Origin of the sequence: Pseudarthrobacter sp. NIBRBAC000502771 (genome assembly GCF_006517215.1) — a bacterium.
Taxonomy (GTDB): domain Bacteria; phylum Actinomycetota; class Actinomycetes; order Actinomycetales; family Micrococcaceae; genus Arthrobacter; species Arthrobacter niigatensis.
This window is the reverse complement of record NZ_CP041187.1, coordinates 218,801-240,276: the sequence shown is the minus strand read 5'-3', so window position 1 is coordinate 240,276 and position 21,476 is coordinate 218,801. Positions and strand designations below refer to the sequence as shown.

Annotated in this window: 12 protein-coding genes, 1 tRNA gene and 3 rRNA genes; 10 read left to right on the top strand and 6 right to left on the bottom strand. The window is 63.4% G+C overall.

Annotated elements, in window-relative coordinates; all coding sequences use genetic code 11:
• Positions 1–450: 450 nt before the first annotated feature.
• The 4 genes from NIBR502771_RS01070 to NIBR502771_RS01055 all read left to right on the top strand — a co-directional run bounded on the left by NIBR502771_RS01070 (position 451) and on the right by NIBR502771_RS01055 (position 6,548).
• Positions 451–1,974, top strand: a 16S ribosomal RNA gene (locus NIBR502771_RS01070).
• A 509-nt stretch (positions 1,975–2,483) separates the two neighbouring features.
• Positions 2,484–5,611 (top strand): 23S ribosomal RNA (locus tag NIBR502771_RS01065).
• Positions 5,612–5,799: 188 nt separating this feature from the next.
• Positions 5,800–5,916, top strand: a 5S ribosomal RNA gene (gene rrf, locus NIBR502771_RS01060).
• Together the 16S, 23S and 5S rRNA genes form the textbook arrangement of a ribosomal RNA operon.
• Positions 5,917–6,020: 104 nt before the next feature.
• Positions 6,021–6,548, top strand: a complete 528-nt coding sequence (locus NIBR502771_RS01055) for a hypothetical protein (RefSeq protein ID WP_141158080.1) — start codon at positions 6,021–6,023, stop codon at positions 6,546–6,548.
• Here the strand turns inward: NIBR502771_RS01055 and NIBR502771_RS01050 are convergent.
• Together NIBR502771_RS01050 and NIBR502771_RS01045 are read right to left on the bottom strand one after the other, a co-directional pair.
• Positions 6,545–7,600 carry a LacI family DNA-binding transcriptional regulator gene (locus NIBR502771_RS01050; RefSeq protein WP_141158079.1) on the bottom strand — a complete coding sequence of 352 codons (1,056 nt, stop codon included), beginning with the start codon at positions 7,598–7,600 and terminating at the stop codon, positions 6,545–6,547. The two genes, NIBR502771_RS01055 and NIBR502771_RS01050, sit on opposite strands and share 4 nt — an antisense overlap.
• 2 nt (positions 7,601–7,602) lie before the next feature.
• Positions 7,603–9,348 (bottom strand): glycoside hydrolase family 13 protein, encoded by a 1,746-nt coding sequence (locus NIBR502771_RS01045; RefSeq protein ID WP_141161361.1) that lies wholly within the window; start codon positions 9,346–9,348, stop codon positions 7,603–7,605.
• A 177-nt stretch (positions 9,349–9,525) separates the two neighbouring features.
• Here NIBR502771_RS01045 and NIBR502771_RS01040 point away from each other — a divergent pair, with 177 nt between their 5' ends.
• Positions 9,526–10,896 (top strand): FAD-binding oxidoreductase, encoded by a 1,371-nt coding sequence (locus NIBR502771_RS01040; protein ID WP_141158078.1) that lies wholly within the window; start codon positions 9,526–9,528, stop codon positions 10,894–10,896.
• A 3-nt stretch (positions 10,897–10,899) separates the two neighbouring features.
• Here the strand turns inward: NIBR502771_RS01040 and NIBR502771_RS01035 are convergent, their stop codons facing one another.
• From NIBR502771_RS01035 to NIBR502771_RS01020, 4 genes are all read right to left on the bottom strand, one after another.
• Positions 10,900–12,318, bottom strand: coding sequence for a DUF4032 domain-containing protein (locus tag NIBR502771_RS01035; RefSeq protein ID WP_141158077.1), 1,419 nt, complete (start codon positions 12,316–12,318; stop codon positions 10,900–10,902).
• Positions 12,319–12,424: 106 nt separating this feature from the next.
• Positions 12,425–13,507, bottom strand: a complete 1,083-nt coding sequence (locus NIBR502771_RS01030; RefSeq protein ID WP_018762103.1) for an ABC transporter ATP-binding protein — start codon at positions 13,505–13,507, stop codon at positions 12,425–12,427.
• 217 nt (positions 13,508–13,724) lie between these two features.
• Positions 13,725–14,558: a trehalose-phosphatase gene (gene otsB, locus NIBR502771_RS01025; protein ID WP_141158076.1), complete on the bottom strand. Its 834-nt coding sequence runs from the start codon at positions 14,556–14,558 to the stop codon at positions 13,725–13,727.
• Entirely contained in the window at positions 14,548–16,050 is a 1,503-nt protein-coding gene (locus NIBR502771_RS01020; protein WP_141158075.1) for a trehalose-6-phosphate synthase, read from the bottom strand. Before NIBR502771_RS01020 ends, otsB begins: the two co-directional genes overlap by 11 nt.
• 179 nt (positions 16,051–16,229) lie before the next feature.
• On the opposite strand from NIBR502771_RS01020, the gene NIBR502771_RS01015 reads away from it, so the two are divergent.
• From NIBR502771_RS01015 to NIBR502771_RS00995, 5 genes are all read left to right on the top strand, one after another.
• The gene (locus tag NIBR502771_RS01015; protein WP_141158074.1) at positions 16,230–17,117 is read left to right on the top strand and encodes a thioredoxin domain-containing protein; all 888 of its coding nucleotides are present in this window, start codon (positions 16,230–16,232) and stop codon (positions 17,115–17,117) included.
• Positions 17,118–17,265: 148 nt separating this feature from the next.
• A tRNA-Thr gene (locus NIBR502771_RS01010) sits at positions 17,266–17,342 on the top strand.
• 68 nt (positions 17,343–17,410) lie between these two features.
• The gene (locus tag NIBR502771_RS01005) at positions 17,411–17,836 is read left to right on the top strand and encodes a ChaB family protein (RefSeq protein WP_141158073.1); all 426 of its coding nucleotides are present in this window, start codon (positions 17,411–17,413) and stop codon (positions 17,834–17,836) included.
• Between the two features lie 85 nt (positions 17,837–17,921).
• Positions 17,922–20,093 (top strand): elongation factor G-like protein EF-G2, encoded by a 2,172-nt coding sequence (locus NIBR502771_RS01000; RefSeq protein WP_141158072.1) that lies wholly within the window; start codon positions 17,922–17,924, stop codon positions 20,091–20,093.
• A gap of 35 nt (positions 20,094–20,128) precedes the next feature.
• On the top strand, positions 20,129–21,379 hold the full coding sequence (locus NIBR502771_RS00995; protein WP_141158071.1) for an MFS transporter: 1,251 nt from the start codon (positions 20,129–20,131) through the stop codon (positions 21,377–21,379).
• The last annotated feature ends 97 nt before the right edge of the window (positions 21,380–21,476 follow it).

Genomic DNA, 21,476 nt, shown 5'->3' with positions numbered 1-21,476 from the left:
CGGTGAACTACGAAAGGCCCGGAATCCGCGTGATTCCGGGCCTTTCGGCTGCCTGTGGCGACCCCAAATGGGGCCGACTGGCGAACCGGGAAGAGTGGTGGTACAGTTTATTTCCGCGCTGCTCCACGGAGTCAGACGGAAAACCGATCCCCCAAGCATACGCTTTGGATGATCGCGGACGCCGGTTTGACACGCGGAACGTCAGCGGGTAAGTTTGAAAAGTTGCTCCGGAGCGATCCTGAATGTTTGGTTTGGGTGGTGCCGGGTGTGTCTGTTGTTTGAGAACTCAATAGTGTGCCAAGTTTGTTGATGCCGATTATGTATGTGATTGGTTGAATTTGCCGAATCGTGCCGCCCCTGTGGTGTGGTTTGGTGTTTTTGGCTGGTTTCAAATTTTGTGCAGCCTTTGGCGCCGTTATTTCCGGTGGTTTTGGTTGTGTCTGTTTTTCTTCAACGGAGAGTTTGATCCTGGCTCAGGATGAACGCTGGCGGCGTGCTTAACACATGCAAGTCGAACGATGATGCCCACTTGTGGGTGGATTAGTGGCGAACGGGTGAGTAACACGTGAGTAACCTGCCCTTGACTCTGGGATAAGCCTGGGAAACTGGGTCTAATACCGGATATGACCTTCCATCGCATGGTGGTTGGTGGAAAGCTTTTGTGGTTTTGGATGGACTCGCGGCCTATCAGCTTGTTGGTGGGGTAATGGCCTACCAAGGCGACGACGGGTAGCCGGCCTGAGAGGGTGACCGGCCACACTGGGACTGAGACACGGCCCAGACTCCTACGGGAGGCAGCAGTGGGGAATATTGCACAATGGGCGCAAGCCTGATGCAGCGACGCCGCGTGAGGGATGACGGCCTTCGGGTTGTAAACCTCTTTCAGTAGGGAAGAAGCCGCAAGGTGACGGTACCTGCAGAAGAAGCGCCGGCTAACTACGTGCCAGCAGCCGCGGTAATACGTAGGGCGCAAGCGTTATCCGGAATTATTGGGCGTAAAGAGCTCGTAGGCGGTTTGTCGCGTCTGCCGTGAAAGTCCGGGGCTCAACTCCGGATCTGCGGTGGGTACGGGCAGACTAGAGTGATGTAGGGGAGACTGGAATTCCTGGTGTAGCGGTGAAATGCGCAGATATCAGGAGGAACACCGATGGCGAAGGCAGGTCTCTGGGCATTAACTGACGCTGAGGAGCGAAAGCATGGGGAGCGAACAGGATTAGATACCCTGGTAGTCCATGCCGTAAACGTTGGGCACTAGGTGTGGGGGACATTCCACGTTTTCCGCGCCGTAGCTAACGCATTAAGTGCCCCGCCTGGGGAGTACGGCCGCAAGGCTAAAACTCAAAGGAATTGACGGGGGCCCGCACAAGCGGCGGAGCATGCGGATTAATTCGATGCAACGCGAAGAACCTTACCAAGGCTTGACATGAACCGGAAAGATCTGGAAACAGGTCCCCCACTTGTGGTCGGTTTACAGGTGGTGCATGGTTGTCGTCAGCTCGTGTCGTGAGATGTTGGGTTAAGTCCCGCAACGAGCGCAACCCTCGTTCTATGTTGCCAGCACGTGATGGTGGGGACTCATAGGAGACTGCCGGGGTCAACTCGGAGGAAGGTGGGGACGACGTCAAATCATCATGCCCCTTATGTCTTGGGCTTCACGCATGCTACAATGGCCGGTACAAAGGGTTGCGATACTGTGAGGTGGAGCTAATCCCAAAAAGCCGGTCTCAGTTCGGATTGGGGTCTGCAACTCGACCCCATGAAGTCGGAGTCGCTAGTAATCGCAGATCAGCAACGCTGCGGTGAATACGTTCCCGGGCCTTGTACACACCGCCCGTCAAGTCACGAAAGTTGGTAACACCCGAAGCCGGTGGCCTAACCCCTTGTGGGAGGGAGCTGTCGAAGGTGGGACTGGCGATTGGGACTAAGTCGTAACAAGGTAGCCGTACCGGAAGGTGCGGCTGGATCACCTCCTTTCTAAGGAGCGCCTACAACAACCGGTCACCAGCGCATGTTGGTGGTGTGGTGTTGTCAGGAAGCAAGCCCGTAGCACGGACGATTGTTCCGTGGCGGGTGCTCATGGGTGGAATATCAACAAATAGCGGCCGCGTGTTTGTGTGTCTTGTCTAGTACGAGCCAGTGATGGTTCTGGAACGGTGGGCGTGGGGATGCGTGGTTTTGTGTTTGGCACACTGTTGGGTCCTGAGGCAACAGGGCCACGGGTTCGCTGTCTTCGCCTTTTGGGGTGTGGGTGGTGTTCTGGTGGGTTTGTTTGTTTCTGGTTTCCCTGCCATGACGTCTCTGCGCACTTGGTGTGTGTGGGGTGTGTGGTGTGGGGTTGTTGTTTGAGAACTACATAGTGGACGCGAGCATCTTGTATAAGAAGCAATTTCCAAGAATATGAACCTGGATCTGGTTCGTGCGCCTGTGGGTGTGCGGGGCAGTTTCTGTGGTTCTCTCGAGTGTTTTTTGTTTTTGATCTTTGTGGTCAAGTTTTTAAGAGCACACGGTGGATGCCTTGGCATTAGGAGCCGAAGAAGGACGTAGGAATCTGCGATAAGCCTGGGGGAGTCGATAACCGGACTGTGATCCCAGGGTGTCCGAATGGGGAAACCCCGCCAAGCGCGCGAGTGACTTGGTGACCCGTACCTGAACACATAGGGTGCGTGGGGGGAACGCGGGGAAGTGAAACATCTCAGTACCCGCAGGAAGAGAAAACAATAGTGATTCCGTTAGTAGTGGCGAGCGAACGCGGATCAGGCTAAACCGTTCCATGTGTGATAGCCGGCGGGCGTTGCATGGTCGGGGTTGTGGGACTTTCCGTACCAGTTCTGCCGGGCTGGTGGGGTGTGATGTGCGCGCATAGGTGAACGGTTTTGAAAGGCCGGCCAGAGAGGGTGTTAGTCCCGTAACCGTAATGTGTTTGTACCGCCTGTGAGAGTATCCCAAGTAGTACGGGGCCCGAGAAATCCCGTGCGAATCTGTCAGGACCACCTGATAAGCCTAAATACTCCCTAATGACCGATAGCGGACCAGTACCGTGAGGGAAAGGTGAAAAGTACCCCGGGAGGGGAGTGAAACAGTACCTGAAACCGTGTGCTTACAATCCGTCGGAGCCGGCTCTGTTCTGGTGACGGCGTGCCTTTTGAAGAATGAGCCTGCGAGTTAGTGTTACGTCGCGAGGTTAACCCGTGTGGGGCAGCCGTAGCGAAAGCGAGTCTGAATAGGGCGTGTGAGTGGCGTGATCTAGACCCGAAGCGAAGTGATCTACCCATGGCCAGGTTGAAGCGACGGTAAGACGTCGTGGAGGACCGAACCCACTTCAGTTGAAAATGGAGGGGATGAGCTGTGGGTAGGGGTGAAAGGCCAATCAAACTTCGTGATAGCTGGTTCTCCCCGAAATGCATTTAGGTGCAGCGTTGCGTGTTTCTTGCTGGAGGTAGAGCTACTGGATGGCTAATGGGCCCTACAAGGTTACTGACGTCAGCCAAACTCCGAATGCCGGTAAGTGAGAGCGCAGCAGTGAGACTGTGGGGGATAAGCTTCATAGTCGAGAGGGAAACAGCCCAGACCACCAACTAAGGCCCCTAAGCGTGTGCTAAGTGGGAAAGGATGTGGAGTTGCCCAGACAACCAGGAGGTTGGCTTAGAAGCAGCCACCCTTAAAAGAGTGCGTAATAGCTCACTGGTCAAGTGATTCCGCGCCGACAATGTAGCGGGGCTCAAGTACACCGCCGAAGTTGTGGCATTCACATATTTTCCAAGCCTTTGTGGTTCAGGAGTGTGGATGGGTAGGGGAGCGTCGTGTGGGCGGTGAAGCTGCGGTGTAAACCAGTGGTGGAGCCTACACGAGTGAGAATGCAGGCATGAGTAGCGAAAGACGGGTGAGAAACCCGTCCGCCGAATGATCAAGGGTTCCAGGGTCAAGCTAATCTGCCCTGGGTAAGTCGGGACCTAAGGCGAGGCCGACAGGCGTAGTCGATGGACAACGGGTTGATATTCCCGTACCGGCGAAAAACCGTCCATGTTGAACAGGGGATACTAACCGCCCGAGACCTGCCCGACACCCCTTGTGGGTGAAGGGTTTTGGTGGAGCGCGGGACCTGATCCTGGGAGGCAAGCGTATTAACAGGTGTGACGCAGGAAGGTAGCCGAGCCGGGCGATGGTTGTCCCGGTCTAAGGATGTAGGGCGAGTGGTAGGCAAATCCGCCACTCATGGTGCCTGAGATCTGATGGGACCCCCGTTTGGGGGGATTTGGTGATCCTATGCTGCCGAGAAAAGCATCGACGCGAGGTTTTAGCCGCCCGTACCCCAAACCGACACAGGTGATCAGGTAGAGAATACTAAGGCGATCGAGAGAATTATGGTTAAGGAACTCGGCAAAATGCCCCCGTAACTTCGGGAGAAGGGGGGCCCCAACCTTGATACACCTTCGCGGTGTGGAGGGGATCGGGGCCGCAGAGACCAGGGGGAAGCGACTGTTTACTAAAAACACAGGTCCGTGCGAAGTCGCAAGACGATGTATACGGACTGACTCCTGCCCGGTGCTGGAAGGTTAAGAGGACCGGTTAGCCGCAAGGCGAAGCTGAGAATTTAAGCCCCAGTAAACGGCGGTGGTAACTATAACCATCCTAAGGTAGCGAAATTCCTTGTCGGGTAAGTTCCGACCTGCACGAATGGAGTAACGACTTCCCCGCTGTCTCAACCATAAACTCGGCGAAATTGCAGTACGAGTAAAGATGCTCGTTACGCGCAGCAGGACGGAAAGACCCCGAGACCTTTACTATAGTTTGGTATTGGTGTTCGGAGTGGCTTGTGTAGGATAGGTGGGAGACGTTGAAGCCCGGACGCCAGTTCGGGTGGAGTCATCGTTGAAATACCACTCTGGTCACTTTGGACATCTAACTTCGGCCCGTAATCCGGGTCAGGGACAGTGCCTGATGGGTAGTTTAACTGGGGCGGTTGCCTCCTAAAAAGTAACGGAGGCGCCCAAAGGTTCCCTCAGCCTGGTTGGCAATCAGGTGTCGAGTGTAAGTGCACAAGGGAGCTTGACTGTGAGAGAGACATCTCGAGCAGGGACGAAAGTCGGGACTAGTGATCCGGCGGTACATTGTGGAATGGCCGTCGCTCAACGGATAAAAGGTACCTCGGGGATAACAGGCTGATCTTGCCCAAGAGTCCATATCGACGGCATGGTTTGGCACCTCGATGTCGGCTCGTCGCATCCTGGGGCTGGAGTAGGTCCCAAGGGTTGGGCTGTTCGCCCATTAAAGCGGTACGCGAGCTGGGTTTAGAACGTCGTGAGACAGTTCGGTCCCTATCCGCTGCGCGCGCAGGAAATTTGAGAAGGGCTGTCCTTAGTACGAGAGGACCGGGACGGACGAACCTCTGGTGTGTCAGTTGTACTGCCAAGTGCACCGCTGATTAGCTACGTTCGGATGGGATAACCGCTGAAAGCATCTAAGCGGGAAGCTCGCTTCAAGATGAGATTTCCATACACTTTATGTGTGAGAGGCCCCCAGCCAGACCACTGGGTTGATAGGCCGGATGTGGAAGCGAGGACTAACGACTCGTGAAGCTGACCGGTACTAATAGGCCAACAACTTACACCACACAGATACATACAAAACTCTGCTTGCGTCCACTATGTGGTTCCCAACCAACAACCCCCCAACACGGGTTGTCACGGCACGGAACCACCACAACTAAATAACAACACCACACAGCTGTCCCAGGACAGCGGATGTTGTAACCACAAGACTTCCCACCAACCCCCCAGGGGTTTGGCCGGGTACAAGGGTTACGGCGGTCATAGCGTGGGGGAAACGCCCGGTCCCATTCCGAACCCGGAAGCTAAGACCCACAGCGCCGATGGTACTGCACCCGGGAGGGTGTGGGAGAGTAGGTCACCGCCGGACATACATTACGAAGGGCCCTGACAAGGAATGTCAGGGCCCTTCGACTTTAACCACAAGACCGATGCCGACGGAGGGCCAAACGACCGCCGGTAGGATTGACCCTCATGAGCAGCATCTTCAGCCACGCCCACGACCCCTCCCAAGACGACGGCCGGCAGGCTTCGGATCCCTTGGAGCCGGTGGTGAACACGGTCCGGGTTCCGGGCCCCGTCTCCCGGGCCTTCGCAGGCTTCACCGACCATACGCACTTGTGGTGGCCCCTGGAAAAGCACGGCGTTTACGGGGCCGGCTCCTACGTGGAGTTCGAGGAGAACCTCATCCTTGAGACGGCTGACGATGGCCGCACCAGCATCTGGGGTACCCTCGACGACTGGCAGCCGCCACTGTCCTTCCATGCCTCCTGGCACCCCGGAAGCACGGCGCTCTGGTCCACCGAGCTCCTGGTGGTGTTCCGTGCTGTTGGGCCGGAGACGGAGGTCCGTGTATTCCATGAGGGGTGGGAAGGGGCCGAGGATCCCGTTGCCGCCCGCGAAACGTATATGGAGGCGTGGCCCCTGATCCTGGAAAGGTTCGCACGGTTCATGGGTGCCGGCGACTCAACGGATGCGGTCCCTTCCGAAGACCTGTCCTAGGCTGTCCGCGTGGCCGGTCCCGGTGCTACGGCGGTGCTGTGCCGGATCACGAATTCCGTGGGGTATTCCTGGTCTTGTGCTGACGTAGCCGCTGTACCGCCGTCGGAATCTCCGCCGGCGCCTTCCAGCAAGGCCAAAGCCGTGGCTGCCGCAAGCCTTCCCTGGCCGCATGGATCCTGGCTGACGGTGGTCAGCCCGAAGGTTTCCGCGAGCTCGTGCCCGTCAATTCCCACCACGGAAAGATCTTCCGGGACCCGAAGCCCAAAGTCGCGCGCGGCAAGCATGATGCCCACCGCCATCTCGTCGGACGCGGCAAAGACGGCCGTAGGACGCTCGGTGGAGGTCCCCAGCAGCCGGCGGCCAGCTGCGTACGCGCCCTGGATGGTGAAGTCGGCAGTGACATGCCACTCCGGCCGGAACTCCAGTCCTGCTCCTGCCAGGGCCGCGCTGAAGCCCTTCTGCCGCAGCTGGGGCAACTTGAAATCCCGGTTCAGCCCCGCGTCGCCGGTGATGTGGGCAATCCGGGTATGACCCAGGCCAATCAGGTGGCGGGTGGCCATCATGGCCAGTCCTTCGTCATCGATCCGGATGGTAGAGGCTCCGCGCAGGGCACCTCCGATGCCCACAATAGGACGGTGCACGGCCAGCAGCTGGCCGATTTCCTCTTCGCTGAGCACCAGTGCCACCGTGATCACCGCATCCAGGCGCTTGCGCAGCAGGAAGTCAGTCAGGATGCTGTTTCGCCGCTCCGGCTGCTCACCCACGTTGTACAGCGTCAGGTCGTAGCCGGCGTCGAGCAGGGTTTCGGAGACGCCTTCGAGTACCGACGAGAAGTACCAGCGCTGGACGTTGGGCACCACCAGCCCGATGTTGTGGTTCCGCCCGGACGCGAGGCTCGACGCATGGTATGAGGGGACGAATCCGAGTTCCCGGGCGGCTTCCTGGGCCAGCCGGCGGCTCTTGGAAGAGACGTTGGACTTGCCGCTCAACGCCCGAGAGACCGTGGCAACGGACAGGCCTGCCCGGCTGGCAACTTCTTTGATGCCTGCCATCGTCAGAAAGCTGCTGCGGCGTCCGGTCCAAGCTGTATCCACGCGGTCTCACCGGAGGCAAGGGCGTGGCCCGCGCCTGCGGGCAGGCTGCGGATCAGGACGTTGCCGGCGGGCATTTCCAGCGGCTCGTGGTTCAGGTTCATAAGCACCAGCGTAGTGCCGTTCACGTAGCCCAGGGAGGAGCCGGTGCACCAGTCCTCGGCCCATGACAAGGACCCCCGGCCCAGGTCCAGTTCACGACGGCAGGCCAGGGCCTGGCGGTACAGGGAGAGGTGCGACGCCGGTGATTCCGCCTGCAGGTCCCTTGCCAGTGCTTTGAAGGAGTCAGGGATTGGCAGCCAAGGATCGCTTCCCGAACCGAATCCCAGATGCGGGTCCTCGCCGCGCCACGGCAGGGGAACCCGGCAGCCGTCGCGGCCAAGCCGCTGCCCGCCGGTGCGGGCGAACGTGGGGTCCTGGCGGAGGTGGTCCGGAATCTCAATCCCGTCAGGCAGTCCCAGTTCCTCGCCCTGGTACAGGTAGGCGGCCCCGGGCAGCCCCAGCATGAACATCGAAGCAGCGGCCGCGCGGCGGCGGCCAAGGTCATGGTCCGGCTGGGGGTCTGCGAAGCCGATGCCGTCCCCGTCCCGCGGACCCAGCCCGTTGTAGCCAAACCGGCTGGCGTGGCGGACCACGTCATGGTTGGAAAGTACCCAGGTGCTGGGGGCTCCGACGCCGTCAAGGACGGTCAATGAGTCGGTGATGACGGAGCGGAGCCGGTAAATGTCCAGGCCAGCGTGGAGATAGGGGAAATTGAAAGCCTGGTGCATCTCATCCGGCCGGACCCAGTGGGCAAGCCGGTGGAGGTCCACGCTGGCCTCGGCGCAGAGAATGCGGTCGGGGCCGTATTCGTCCAGGAGCATCCGCCACTTCCGGTAGATGTCGTGGACGCCGGGTTGACCGAACATGGGTGCCTCGTGGCCGGGATAGCCGTCGCTGCTGCCGCCGTCCGCGCGTCCGCCCCAGGCCGGCAGTCCCGGAGCCTTGACCAGGGCGTGGGCCACGTCCACGCGGAAGCCGGAAACGCCGCGGTCCAGCCAGAACCGGAGCACCCGCTCGAACTCTGCGTGGACGGCCGGGTTGTCCCAGTTGAAATCCGGCTGCGAGGAGTCGAAGAGGTGCAGGTACCACTGGCCGGGCCGTCCACCCTGCCCTTCCACCTGGGTCCATGCAGGGCCGCCGAAGTGGGACTGCCAGTTGTTCGGCGGTTCCTGCCCGTCGGGACCGGTCCCGTCACGGAATATGAACATGTCCCGTTCCGGGCTTCCAACCGGCGCTGCAAGGGCCGCCTGGAACGCGGGATGCTGGGCAGAGCAGTGGTTGGGGACCAGGTCCACGATCACCCGCAGGCCCAGGCGGTGGGATTCGGCCATCATGACGTCGAAGTCGCCAAGCGTGCCGAAGATGGGATCCACGTCGCAGTAGTCGCTGACGTCGTAGCCGGCATCCCGCTGCGGGGACTTGAAAAAGGGAGACAGCCACACGGCGTCGACGCCCAGGTCCGCCAGATGCGGCAGTTCCTCGGTGATCCCGGCGAGATCGCCAATGCCGTCGCCGTTCAGGTCACGGAATGACCGGGGATACACCTGGTAGATCACCGCGGAGCGCCACCAGCCCGGGACGGTGTCAGCAGTGTGGATGAGCGTCAGGGGCCCGGCGGAGGCGGTAGTGTCCTGGGTCACAGTTTCGACAGACATGCAAGCCAGCATAACGGCGAAGGACCAAATAACTGAAAACGCTTCCATAAATGTGTCCGGCCGCCTATTCCTGGATGCGGCCCAGCGGCAGGGACGGAACTGGAAGCGATTACAGCAGGGAAAGCTTCAAGGCTTCGCATGCTGCGCACCTAGACTGGGTAGGTATGTCCGACGACGGATGGAGGCTTTGTGGGAAGCATCGTTGACGAGCTGGAAGCCATCCTGGCACCTGGCCAGGTGGACACGGGCGAAGTCCCGCTCCTCCGATACGCCGTGGACCAGGCGCCCGTGATCGATTTCCAGCTTCCGCTGGCCGTGGTGTTCCCCGAGTCGGTGGCCGATGTGCAGTCGGTAGTGAAGGCCTGCGCGGACAGCGGCGTGGCCATCGTGCCCCGGGGAGCCGGCACGGGCGTATCCGGGGGCGCCCATGCCACCGCCAACTGCATCATCCTCTCCCTGGAGCGGATGGACCGGATCCTCGCCCTGAGCCCGGATGACGAAACAGCTGTGGTGGAGCCTGGCGTCGTGAACGCCGTGCTCAACGAAGCCGCCGCGGAGCACGGCCTCATGTACGCGCCGGACCCTGCCAGTTTCCGGAGCTCTACGATCGGCGGCAACGTGGCCACCAACGCCGGCGGCCTGCGGTGTGCCAAGTACGGCGTCACCAGGGACTCTGTCCTGGCGCTGGACGTCGTCCTGGCGGACGGCTCCCTCATCCACACCGGCCACCAAACCTTCAAAGGCGTGGCCGGCTACGATCTCACGGGCCTCTTCGTGGGGTCGGAAGGCACGCTGGGGATCGTCGTCGGGATCACGGTGCGGCTGAAGTACCTGCCCCGGGAAGTGCATACCGTCGCCGCGTTCTACCCGGACTTCAGGCTTGCCGCTGCCGGCGTCCTGGCGGTGGGACGGGCCCGCGTCCAGCCCGCCATCATGGAACTGCTCGACGGCGGTACGCTGGCGCAGCTCGACGACATCCATGGGTCCGACCTCACCGCCCGCGGGAAATCCTTGCTGCTGGTCCAGACCGACGGGTTTGGGGCTGCGGCCGAGGCGGAGGTGGTGCGGCGGGTCCTGCGCGACGGCGGGGCCACGGTCACCACCGAGGCTAGCGCCGAGGCGGAGCGGCTGGTGGAGCTGCGGCGGCACAGCCGCGGTACGGAGGTGGACGACGAGTACCGGGTGGGCGAAGACGTCGCTGTTCCGCGCTCCCGCCTGGTGGACTACGTTGCAGCGCTTGAAGCTATGGCCGCCGAGCAGCAGGTGCACCTCAAGGTGGTGGCACACGCCGGGGACGGAAACCTGCACCCCACATTCTGGATCGACAGGCAGGGCCCGGACGTGGAACCCGGTGCAATGGATCGGCTCCAGGTGGCCCTGGACGAGTCCATCACCGCGGCCCTGGCCATGGGCGGGACCATCACGGGGGAGCACGGCATAGGCCAGTACAAGCTGCGCTGGCTGGGCCAGGAGCAACCGGAGCCCGTCCGGGAACTCCAGCGCAGGATCAAGGATTTGTTCGACCCTGCCGGAGTCCTCAACCCCGGGAAGGCCATCTAGGAGTCAGTCGTCCGAATCCGGGTATTCGTCATCGGATTCATCGGCACCATAGCGGGACTCCTCGTTTTCCACTTCGAGGATCTTTAGCAATTCGGTGTCCGGGTTGAGCATGATCGCTGCTTCGTCGCGCCGGTGCCGCAGGATCGAGTCGATGTAGGACTGCACGGCTTCTGCCAGCGGGATGTGGCGCTCCTGCTTCTCCGACATGTACCACCGGTGCTCCAGAACCTCGTGGACCACCTCGGCGTGCTCGAGCTTGCCGGAGAGGTCCCGGGGGATGGAGCGCACGATCGGCTCGAAGATCTGGCTGACCCACAGGTGGGCGCTGTATTCCTCGTCCATCTCCGGGTTGTTGTCCGCCCGGAACGAGTCCATGTCATTGAGGAGGCGGCGGGCCTGGTTCTCCTGCGCGTCCAGGCCGGTCAGCCGGAGCAGCCGCCGCTGGTGGTGCCCCGCGTCCACCACCTTGGGCTGCAATTGGATGGTGGAGCCGTTTTGGGTGGTCTTGATGGCATATTCCTCGACGTCGAAGCCGAGTTCGTTCAGGCGCCGGATGCGGGCGCCCACCCGCCAGCGTTCGCCCAGCTCAAAGGATTCCTTCTCCGTCAGTTCAGCCCACAGCCGCCGGTAACTGTCCATGATCAGCTCACTGGTGGCTACGGGGTCCACCTTCTCCTCGATCAGGCCGCCGTCCAGCAGGTCCATCAGCTCCCCGGCGATGTTGACCCGCGCGATTTCGAGGTCGTATTCGCGCTGGCCCGTGGACAGGTCCGGGTACAGCTCGCCCGTTTCGGCGTCCACCAGGTAGGCGGCAAAGGCTCCGGCGTCGCGGCGGAAGAGGGTATTGGACAGCGACACGTCTCCCCAGTAAAAACCGATCAGGTGCAGCCGCACCAGCAGCAGGGCCTGCGCGTCGATGAGGCGCGTCAGGGTGTCCTTGCGCAGCATTTGGGAGAACAGCGCGCGGTAGGGCATGGAGAACTTCAGGTGCCGGGTTACCAGGACCGGGTTGAGCGGACGCCCGTCGGGGGTGGTCCGTCCGGTGATCACGGCCACGGGCTCCACGCAGGGCACATCGAAGCGGGCGAGCTTGCGGAGCATGTGGTATTCGTGGCGGGCCACATGCTCGGACGTTTCCTTAATGGCGATGACAGAGCCGCCCAGGTGGGCAAAGCGCACGATGTGCCGCGAGATGCCTCGGGGGAGGGCCGCCAGGTATTGCGCCGGCCACTCCTCCAGGGCGATATGCCAGGGCAGGTCCAGCAGTTCCGGATCCGCTGCCGCGGCAGTGATGTTCAGCGACGAGGCTACCGAGGCCGCCTTGTTGTCATCTGCACTGGCCGCCACGAACCGCGGCAGCTTCCCGATCTGCGCGTAGTCGGTGGGTTCGTCGTGCCACTGGGCGCTGTATTCCTCGGTCATGGCTCAATTCTTCCGTACTTGGGGGTACCGCGCCTAAAATTTGCCGCTTAAAAACCGACGGCGGCCCTCCCGGAGGAGGACCGCCGTCGGTCTCTAAGCTGGAACGTCAGTCGCCGAGGCGCAGGCCGGTCTTGGTGTCGAACAGGTGCACGTGGCCCGACTGCGGGCGGACGTAGATGACCTCACCCTTCATCGGAGGGCGGCGGCCGTCGACGCGGGCCACGATGTCGTGGTCCTTGCCGTCGAGGGTGGTGTGGCCGTAGACGTAGGCGTCGGCGCCGAGTTCCTCGACAACGTCCACCTCCACCTTCAGGCCTTCACCCTGCGGAGCGGTTTCCAGGTCCTCCGGGCGGCTGCCCAGCGTGACCGTGGAGCCGTGTGCCTCTTCGAGGACGTCGCGCGGCACGGGGTAGACGGTGCCGCCGAACTGCACGCCGCCGTCGACCACGGGAAGCTCCAGCAGGTTCATGGCGGGGGAGCCGATGAAGCCGGCAACGAAGACGTTCTTCGGGCGGTCGTAAAGGTTGCGCGGGGTGTCCACCTGCTGCAGCAGGCCGTCCTTCAGCACAGCCACGCGGTCACCCATGGTCATGGCTTCAACCTGGTCGTGCGTCACGTAGACGGTGGTGACGCCGAGGCGGCGGGTCAGGGACGCGATCTGGGTGCGGGTCTGGACGCGGAGCTTGGCGTCCAGGTTGGACAGCGGCTCATCCATGAGGAAGACCTGGGGGTTACGGACGATGGCGCGGCCCATGGCAACGCGCTGGCGCTGGCCGCCGGAGAGTGCCTTTGGCTTGCGGTCCAGGTACTGCTCAAGGTCAAGGAGCTTGGCGGCTTCGCGGACGCGCTCGGCGCGCTCTTCCTTGGAGACACCGGCGATCTTCAGGGCAAAGCCCATGTTGTCGGCCACAGTCATGTGCGGGTACAGCGCGTAGTTCTGGAAAACCATGGCGATGTCGCGGTCCTTCGGCGGAACATCGGTAACGTCACGGTCACCGATCAGGATGCGGCCGGCGTTGACGTCCTCAAGGCCTGCGAGCATGCGCAGGGAGGTGGACTTGCCGCAACCGGAGGGTCCCACGAGGACCAGGAATTCGCCATCGGCGATGTCGATGTTGAGCTTATCGACGGCGGGCTTATCTGTGCCCGGGTACAGACGCGTAGCGTTATCAAAAGTAACTGTAGCCACAGTTATCAATCCCTTCACCGGCAGGTACGTGCCGGACGATCCGTTGTGAATGGTTCATGTTTATTCAGTTTTGTTCCTGCAAAGCGCTCCGAGCCTGGGCCCGGAGCGCAGAATGACGCCGCACGGTGCTTGTGCGCCACATCACACCTAGAGTATGCCAGAGGTTGCGCTTCCTCGCCGAAATGTTACGGACGTCACATGTGCCGCCGGCCACGTCCTAACCGGACGCGGCCTGCGGATCCTCTTCGGCAACAGCAATGCTCCGCTCCTGAAGCAGGGCCTCCAGCAGTTCCGCAATGTGGACGGGAGCCTCCACCCGATACTGGGCCTGGGTGAAATCAAGGCCCACCTTGACCCCCACGTCGCCCGGTTCGAGCCGGCCAAAAGCGTCCTCGTCCGTGACGTCGTCGCCCGCGAACAGCACGGCAGTGGCCCCGGTGGCCTGCCGCAGGAAGGCGACACCTTCGCCCTTGGAGGCATTGACAACCGAAGTCTCCAGGACGCGTTTGCCTTCCTTCAGGAAGACTCCCTTGCGGTCCCGGAGCACCGACCGTGCTGCCGCTACTGCGTCTTCTGCCACGTCGTCCTCAGCCTGGCGGGTATGCAGGACGACGCCGGCAGGCTTGTCCTCAAGGGAGGTGCCGGGCGCCTCGGCAACGATGCCGGCCAACTCGGCGCGGACCTCTTCAAGGAGTGCCTTCTGGTCCTCTTCAAGAGCCAGTTCGGTGGAACCGGGCCCCAGCCATGCCTCGGCGCCGTGGCTGCCGATCAGGAGCGTGTCGACCGGCGGGGAAGCGACCTCCCGCAGGCTGGCGAGGGCGCGTCCGGAGATGAGGGCCGTCGTCGTCCGTGGAAGGACGGCGAGGCCTGCGAAAGCGGTGGCCGACCGGGGAAGCGGCCGTGCGTCCTGCGCCCGCCCGACGATGGGTGCCATGGTGCCATCGAAATCCATGGCCACGAGCAGGTGCTCCGTGCCGGCGATCCGGCGCAGGGCTTCGCGGAGCTCGGGGGTGAGCGCCAATGGCGCATTACCGGGGCGCTCAGGAGTCATCGCGGACCACTTTCTCGTTCAGGGCGCGCAGGAAGTCCGCTGACCAGTGGTCTACGTCGTGGTCCAGAATCTGCTTGCGCATGGCCCGCATGCGGCGTGAGGCCTCCCTCGGGGTGAGTTCTACGGCAGCCATGATGGTGTTCTTGAGGCCGGCGATATCGTGCGGATTGATCAGCAGCGCCTGCTTCAGCTGGTCGGCCGCCCCGGCGAATTCGCTGAGGACCAGCGCGCCGTCGTTGTTGTTGCGGGCGGTGACATATTCCTTGGCCACCAGGTTCATTCCGTCGCGCAGCGCGGTGACCAGCATGACGTCCGCGGCCAGGTACAGCGCCACCATCTCCTCCACGGGGTAGCTGTGGTGCAGGTAGCGGACGGCGGTGTTCTCCAAGGTGTCGTAGGTGCCGTTGATGTGGCCCACGGTGCCTTCAACTTCCTCGCGCAGGAGCCGGTACTGTTCCACGCGCTCCCGGCTGGGGGAAGCAACCTGGATGAGGGTTGCATCGCCCACCGTGAGCCGGCCGTCCGCAAGGAGTTCCTCGAAGGCCTTCAGCCGGTGGCGGATGCCCTTGGTGTAATCCAGGCGGTCCACTCCGAGCAGGATGGTCTTGGGGTTGCCAAGGTCCTGGCGTATCTGGCGGGCGCGTTCGATGATGTCCGGCCGGGCGGCGAGTTCGGTGATCTGCTTGACGTCGATGGAGATGGGGAAGGCCTGGGCCCGGGCGATGTGGGTCAGCTGGCCGTTGTGGTCCTTGACGTGAACCTGCTGCTGCTTGACGCTGGCGCCGAGGAAGCGGCGGGCGGAGCGCATGAAGTTTCCCGCGTCGCTGGGCCGCTGGAAGCCCACCAGGTCCGCGCCCAGCAGCCCGTCGATGATGGCCTGGCGCCAGGGAAGCTGGGCGAAGATCTCCGGCGGCGGGAACGGGATGTGGTTGAAGAAACCGATCCGCAGGTCCGGCCGTGCTTCACGGAGCAACCGGGGGACCAGCTGGAGCTGGTAGTCCTGCACCCACACCGTGGCGCCCTGGTCCGCGTGGCGCACCACGGCGTCGGCGAACCTGCGGTTAACCCTGCGGTAGGCGTCCCACCAGGTGCGGTGGAACTCCGGCGGGGCGATGACGTCGTGGTACAGCGGCCAAAGGCTGGCGTTGGAGAACCCTTCGTAGTACAGCTCCACGTCATCGGTGCTGAGCTGGACCGGGACAAGGTCCATGCCTCCGTGGCTGAACGGCTCGACCGTTTCGTCAGGGGCGCCGTGCCAGCCCACCCAGGCGCCGTCCGTCTTGGTCATCATCGGCGCCAGTGCAGTCACCAGGCCGCCGGGCGACCGGCGCCAGCCGGAGCCGTCGTCGCTGTCGTCCCCTGGTGCCACCCGGTCCACGGGCAGCCTGTTGGAGACCACCATGAAGTCGTATTTGGTATGGCCGGCGTGGCCGGAACCGGAACTGCCGGCCGTAGCTGTTCCGGCTGGTTTTTCCTGGACGGGTGTTTGCATTGCGGCCCCCTGGGGTTGCTTGTGCCTCTAAGCCACCCTAGCCGGACGGAATCATCGGGGCTATTCGTCCGTTGGTCAAGCCGGAAGAATGGTTGAAACCGCAAGCTCTCAGCTTTCTCCCCTAAAATGTTTGGGGCACCACCAAGTGGTCCCCCTACGTCGACCGACCCAAGGAACTCATGAGCCCCGCAAACGAAGTACGTAAGTCCAAGGCTGAGCGAACCGCGGAGGCGCGCGAAAAGGCGCGCCTGATCCGCGAAGCGCAGGTAAAGAAGGACAAGCGCAACAAGCTCCTCATTGGCTGGGGCATCGTGGCGGCGGTTGTGGCCATCCTTGTGGTGGTGGCCCTGGTTGTCACCAACAGCCTCAAGCAGAACGCGCCGATAGCCGACCAGGGGCCGGTCCCCGCCAACGCCAACGCCCACGGGGGCGTGACCCTGCTGGCCAACACGGACGTGGCCAAGACGGGACCGGCTACCGTCGACGCAGCCTCCCTGGGGGACGCCCCCAAGACCCCGCCGGCCGAGGTAGTGGCCCCGGGCGCCGAAGCTGAGGCGGGCAAGCCGGTGAAGGTTGTCCTCTACATCGACTTCATCTGCCCCGTCTGCAAGAATTTCGAGGCCCAGTACAACGACCAGCTCACCTCGCTGCGCAATGACGGCAAGATCACCGTGGAATACCGGCCGCTGGGCTTCCTGGACAGCCGGTCCACCACCAACTACTCATCGCGGGCGGCCAATGCGGCGGCCTGCGTTGCCAACACGGCTCCGCAGAAGTACGCCGACTACTTCAATGCCTTGTACGCCCAGCAACCGGCTGAAGGAAGTGCCGGCCTCTCGGACAACGACCTGAAGAAGATGGCCTCCGACATGGGCGTGGATATCGGTTCCTGCGTGGATGACAAGACGTACCGCCCGTTCGTGAAGTTCACCACCAAGGAAGCGGCGGCCATCGGCGTGACCGGTACGCCCACCGTGTTCGTGGACGGCAAGCAGTGGGGCAAGGGGGACAGCGCCCAGACGCCGTTCCCGGACTTCCTGCAGGCAGCCATCGCGGCCAAGGGCTGACGGGAAACAGCCCGTGCAGGGGCCCGCTCCGGATTCGCTCCGGGGTGGGCCCTTGCGCATTCACCGCCGGTTCCGCGGGCGTTTTTACCCCCGGCAGGAGTTGGGCTAACCTTATCTAGCGCCTGCGGGCGCACGCCTTCCGGGGCACGCCTCCTTAGCTCAGTTGGCCAGAGCACCGCTCTTGTAAAGCGGGGGTCGTCGGTTCGAATCCGACAGGGGGCTCCATATCACCTCCGGGTCTAAGCTGGATCCATCCGAATAATCAGCCTGCTGACTAAAGGAGGATGGGTGCCATGCCCAAGACCGGCAAGAACGACCATGCCCGCAAGGACGAACTGCCGTCCACGCTGCAGCGTTCCGACCAAAAGGCCCAGGACACGTTCGCGAAGACGTATGACTCCGCCCTCGAGTCCTACGACAACGACGAAGAGCGCGCTGCCCGTGCAGCCTACGCCTCACTGAAGCACATCTATGAGAAGGTGGGCGACCATTGGGAGCCCAAGGAAAAGCGCGGCCCGTCTGACAAACGCGCGGAGCAGGGCGTCCGGTCATCCGAGCCCACCGCCGGCGGCGTCGACGCCAATGCGTCCAAGGAGCACCTCTACAAGCTGGCCAGGGAACTGGACGTCAAGGGCCGCTCAAAGATGGACAAGGACCAACTGGTCCACGCCCTCCAGAAGGCCAACGACGCCGCCACCCGCAAAGCCCGCAGCAAATAGCCTGGGCACTTGCCGTCCCGCCGTCCCAAGGTGTCGAATCAGAGGACACGTCCCGTCCGGTCGGCAACGATGCCAGGAGGTTCCAATGTCGGTGAAGAGCACCAAGGAGTCCGCGCGGGGTGCCGGCGGCAGGAACGGGCCTGACGCAAAGCGGGCAGACCAGGCCACCGGGATCGCGGCGGAGGACCCGGCCCGGATCCGGAACGTGGCGCTGGTGGGGCACTCCGGCGCCGGGAAGACCTTGCTGATCGAGGCACTGCTCGCAGCCACCGGGGTGATCACCCGCAAGGGATCCATTGCTGACGGCTCCACGGTCAGCGACTCGGATCCGGCCGCGGTGCACCAGCAACGCTCGGTCACGCTGTCATTGGTTCCGTTGCTGGTGGGCGACGTCAAAGTGAACCTCCTGGATACCCCCGGCTACCCGGATTTCATCGGGGAACTCCGGGCCGGACTGAGGGCTTCGGACGCCGCCCTGTTCGTGGTCTCGGCCGTGGACGGCATCGACGCCACCACTACGGCGCTGTGGGGCGAGTGCGCGCACATGGGGCTGCCACGCGCCGTCGTCATCACCAGGGTGGACCATCCGCGGGCGGATTACGACGGCGCCCTGGCCGCCTGCCGGAAAGCGTTCGGCGACGGGGTCCTCCCGCTGTACGTCCCGGTGCCCGCCGAGGGTGGCGCGGCCGGCCTCCTGGGCCTGCTGTCCCAGGAGGTAACGGACTACTCGTCCGGCGATCCGTCACCGGATGTCCGTCCGGCCGCACCGCAGGAACTCGCTGCCGCCGGGACCGCCAGGGGCGCCCTGATCGAGGGCATCATCGCCGAGAGCGAAGACGAAACCCTGATGGACCGCTACCTGGACGGGGAGGACATCGATACCGCGGTGCTGGCAGACGACCTGGAAACCGCCGTCGCCCGGGGCTCGTTCTTTCCCGTCCTGCCAACGTCTGCTGTTACGGGACTCGGCACGGCAGAGCTGCTCGAGGTCCTGGTGCGCGCCTTCCCGGCCCCGTTGGAAGGCAGACTGCCGGACATGACCGACCTCGCGGGGGAACCGGGTGGAAGGCTGTCCTGCGATCCTGATGGCCCGCTCGCCGCTGAAGTGGTGCGGACCTCCAACGATCCCTTCCTGGGCCGCATCTGCCTGGTGCGGGTTTTCTCCGGGACGCTGCGGGAAGATACTCCCGTCCACGTGGGCGGACACGGCCTGGCTGACCGCGGGCACCAGGACCACGACACCGATGAACGGGTCACCCACATCTACTCCCCGCTGGGCGCCAGCCTGCGGCCTGTCCCCTTCTCCGTGGCAGGGGACATGTGCGCCCTGGCGAAGCTGGGCAGCGCTGAAACCGGGGACACCATTTCCGGCCGGGAAAGCCCGCTGCTGCTTGCCACGTGGGAGATGCCCGAACCGCTGCTGCCGGTTGCCGTGGAAGCGGATTCCCGCAGCGACGAGGATGCGCTGGCCCGCAGCCTCGGCCGGATCGCCGCCGGGGATCCCACCCTGCGGGTGTACCGGAACGCGGAGACCCACCAACTGGTGCTGTGGTGCATGGGGGAGGCACACGCCGAGGTGGTCCTGGACCGGCTGCGCGAGCAGGGCGTGAAACTGCATACCGTTGACGTGGTGACACCGCTGCGGGAAACCTTCGCTGCCCCCGCCTCCGGCCACGGACGCCACGTCAAGCAGTCCGGCGGCCATGGCCAGTACGCCGTGTGCGATATCGAGGTGGAACCGCTGGAGCGCGGCGGGGGATTCGAGTTCGTGGACAAGACGGTGGGCGGCGTCATCCCGGGAACGTTCATTCCGTCCATCGAAAAAGGGGTCCGGGCGCAAATGGAGCGGGGGGTGTCGGCAGGTTTTCCCGTCGTGGACCTGCGGGTGACCCTTACCGGCGGCAAGGCCCACAGCGTGGATTCGTCGGATGCGGCGTTCCAGGCGGCAGGGGCCTTGGCGCTGCGCGAAGCTGCGGCCGCCGGGAAGGTCCAGTTGCTGGAACCGGTGTCCTCCGTGACCATCACCGTTGCCGACGAACACGTGGGTACCGTAATGAGCGATTTGTCGGGCCGCAGGGGGCGCCTCACGGGCACCACATCATCAGGCGAAGGACTGACGGAGATCAGCGCTGAAGTCCCCGACCAGGAGCTCCTGCGCTACGCGGTGGAACTGCGGGCCCTCACGGCAGGCACCGGCCGGTTCCGGCGGCAGTACCTGCGCCACGACCCCGTCCCGCCAAATTTCAGCCCGTCCTGATCCAGCCCCGAAACAGTCCAAAGGAACGGCCGCCGGTGAACGCCGCAGCACGAAAGATCCAGAACGTCTACCTGACGCTGACGTTGGGAAACACGCTTGCGGCGTCCTTCATCTGGGGAATCAACACGCTCTTCCTGCTCGACGCGGGGCTCACCAACCTCGAGGCCTTCGCCGCGAACGCCTTCTTCACCGCAGGGATGGTTCTCTTCGAGGTGCCCACCGGGGTGGTGGCGGACAGCTGGGGACGCCGCGCATCCTTCCTGCTGGGCACCGTGACCCTGGCGGCGTCTACCTACCTGTACTACCTGCTCTGGCAGCTGTCGGCCCCGTTCTGGTGGTGGGCGGCCGTGTCTGCGCTGCTTGGCCTTGGCTTCACCTTCTTCTCCGGAGCCGTGGAAGCCTGGCTGGTGGATGCGCTCCACTTCTCCGGCTACGACGGCGGCCTGGAAGCCGTCCTGGGGCGGGGCCAGATGGTGTCCGGAATCGCAATGCTGGCCGGATCCGTGGCAGGCGGTGTCATTGCCCAGGCCACGAACCTTGGCGTCCCTTTCCTGCTGCGGGTGGGAGTGCTGGTGGCGATGTTCGCCGTTGCGTTCCTCCTCATGCACGACGTCGGCTTCACCCCCGAGCGGTCGGCCCACCCGGTGCAGGCCACGCGGGCAGTCCTGCGCGCCTCGTTGGAGGGCGGACTGAAGAACCCTCCGGTGCGGTTCATGATGCTGGCGGCCCCGTTCACCGAGGGGGTGGGGTTCTACGTCTTCTACGCCCTCCAGCCGTACCTGCTGCAGCTCTTTGGCGACCCCAAGGCCTATGCCATCGCAGGACTGGCAGCTGCGATCGTTGCCGGCGCGGACATCGTTGGTGGTTGGCTTGCGCCGCTGGTCCGCAAACTGGTGGGCCGCCGCACCACGGTCTTGATCGGCTCCACGATTGCCAGCTCAGTGGTCCTGGTGGTGCTCCTGGCCACCCACTCCTTCTGGCTTGCCCTGGTCCTGCTGTCGCTGTGGGCCGTGGTTGCCTCCGCCGGCACCCCTGTCCGCCAGGCGTACCTGAACGACATGATCGCCTCGAAGCAGCGGGCCACGGTCCTGAGCTTCGCGTCGCTCATGGGTTCGAGCGGGGGAGTGGTGGTGCAGCCGGTGCTGGGCAGGACCGCGGACCTTTACGGCTACCCGGCGTCCCTGGCCCTGGGCGGCGCGGTGCAGCTGCTGGCGGCGCCCTTTATTGTGCTCAGCCGGCGCCGGCGCTCGCCGGCTGATGTTGCCACCGGCCTGGCTGCCCCTTAAAGAGCTGCCTGGGCGTTTGCTTCCCGGCGCCGGACGCAGGAAGGCCCCCGTTGCCGGGACTTCGTCCGGGCAACGGGGGCCGGCAGGTGCGCGTGAC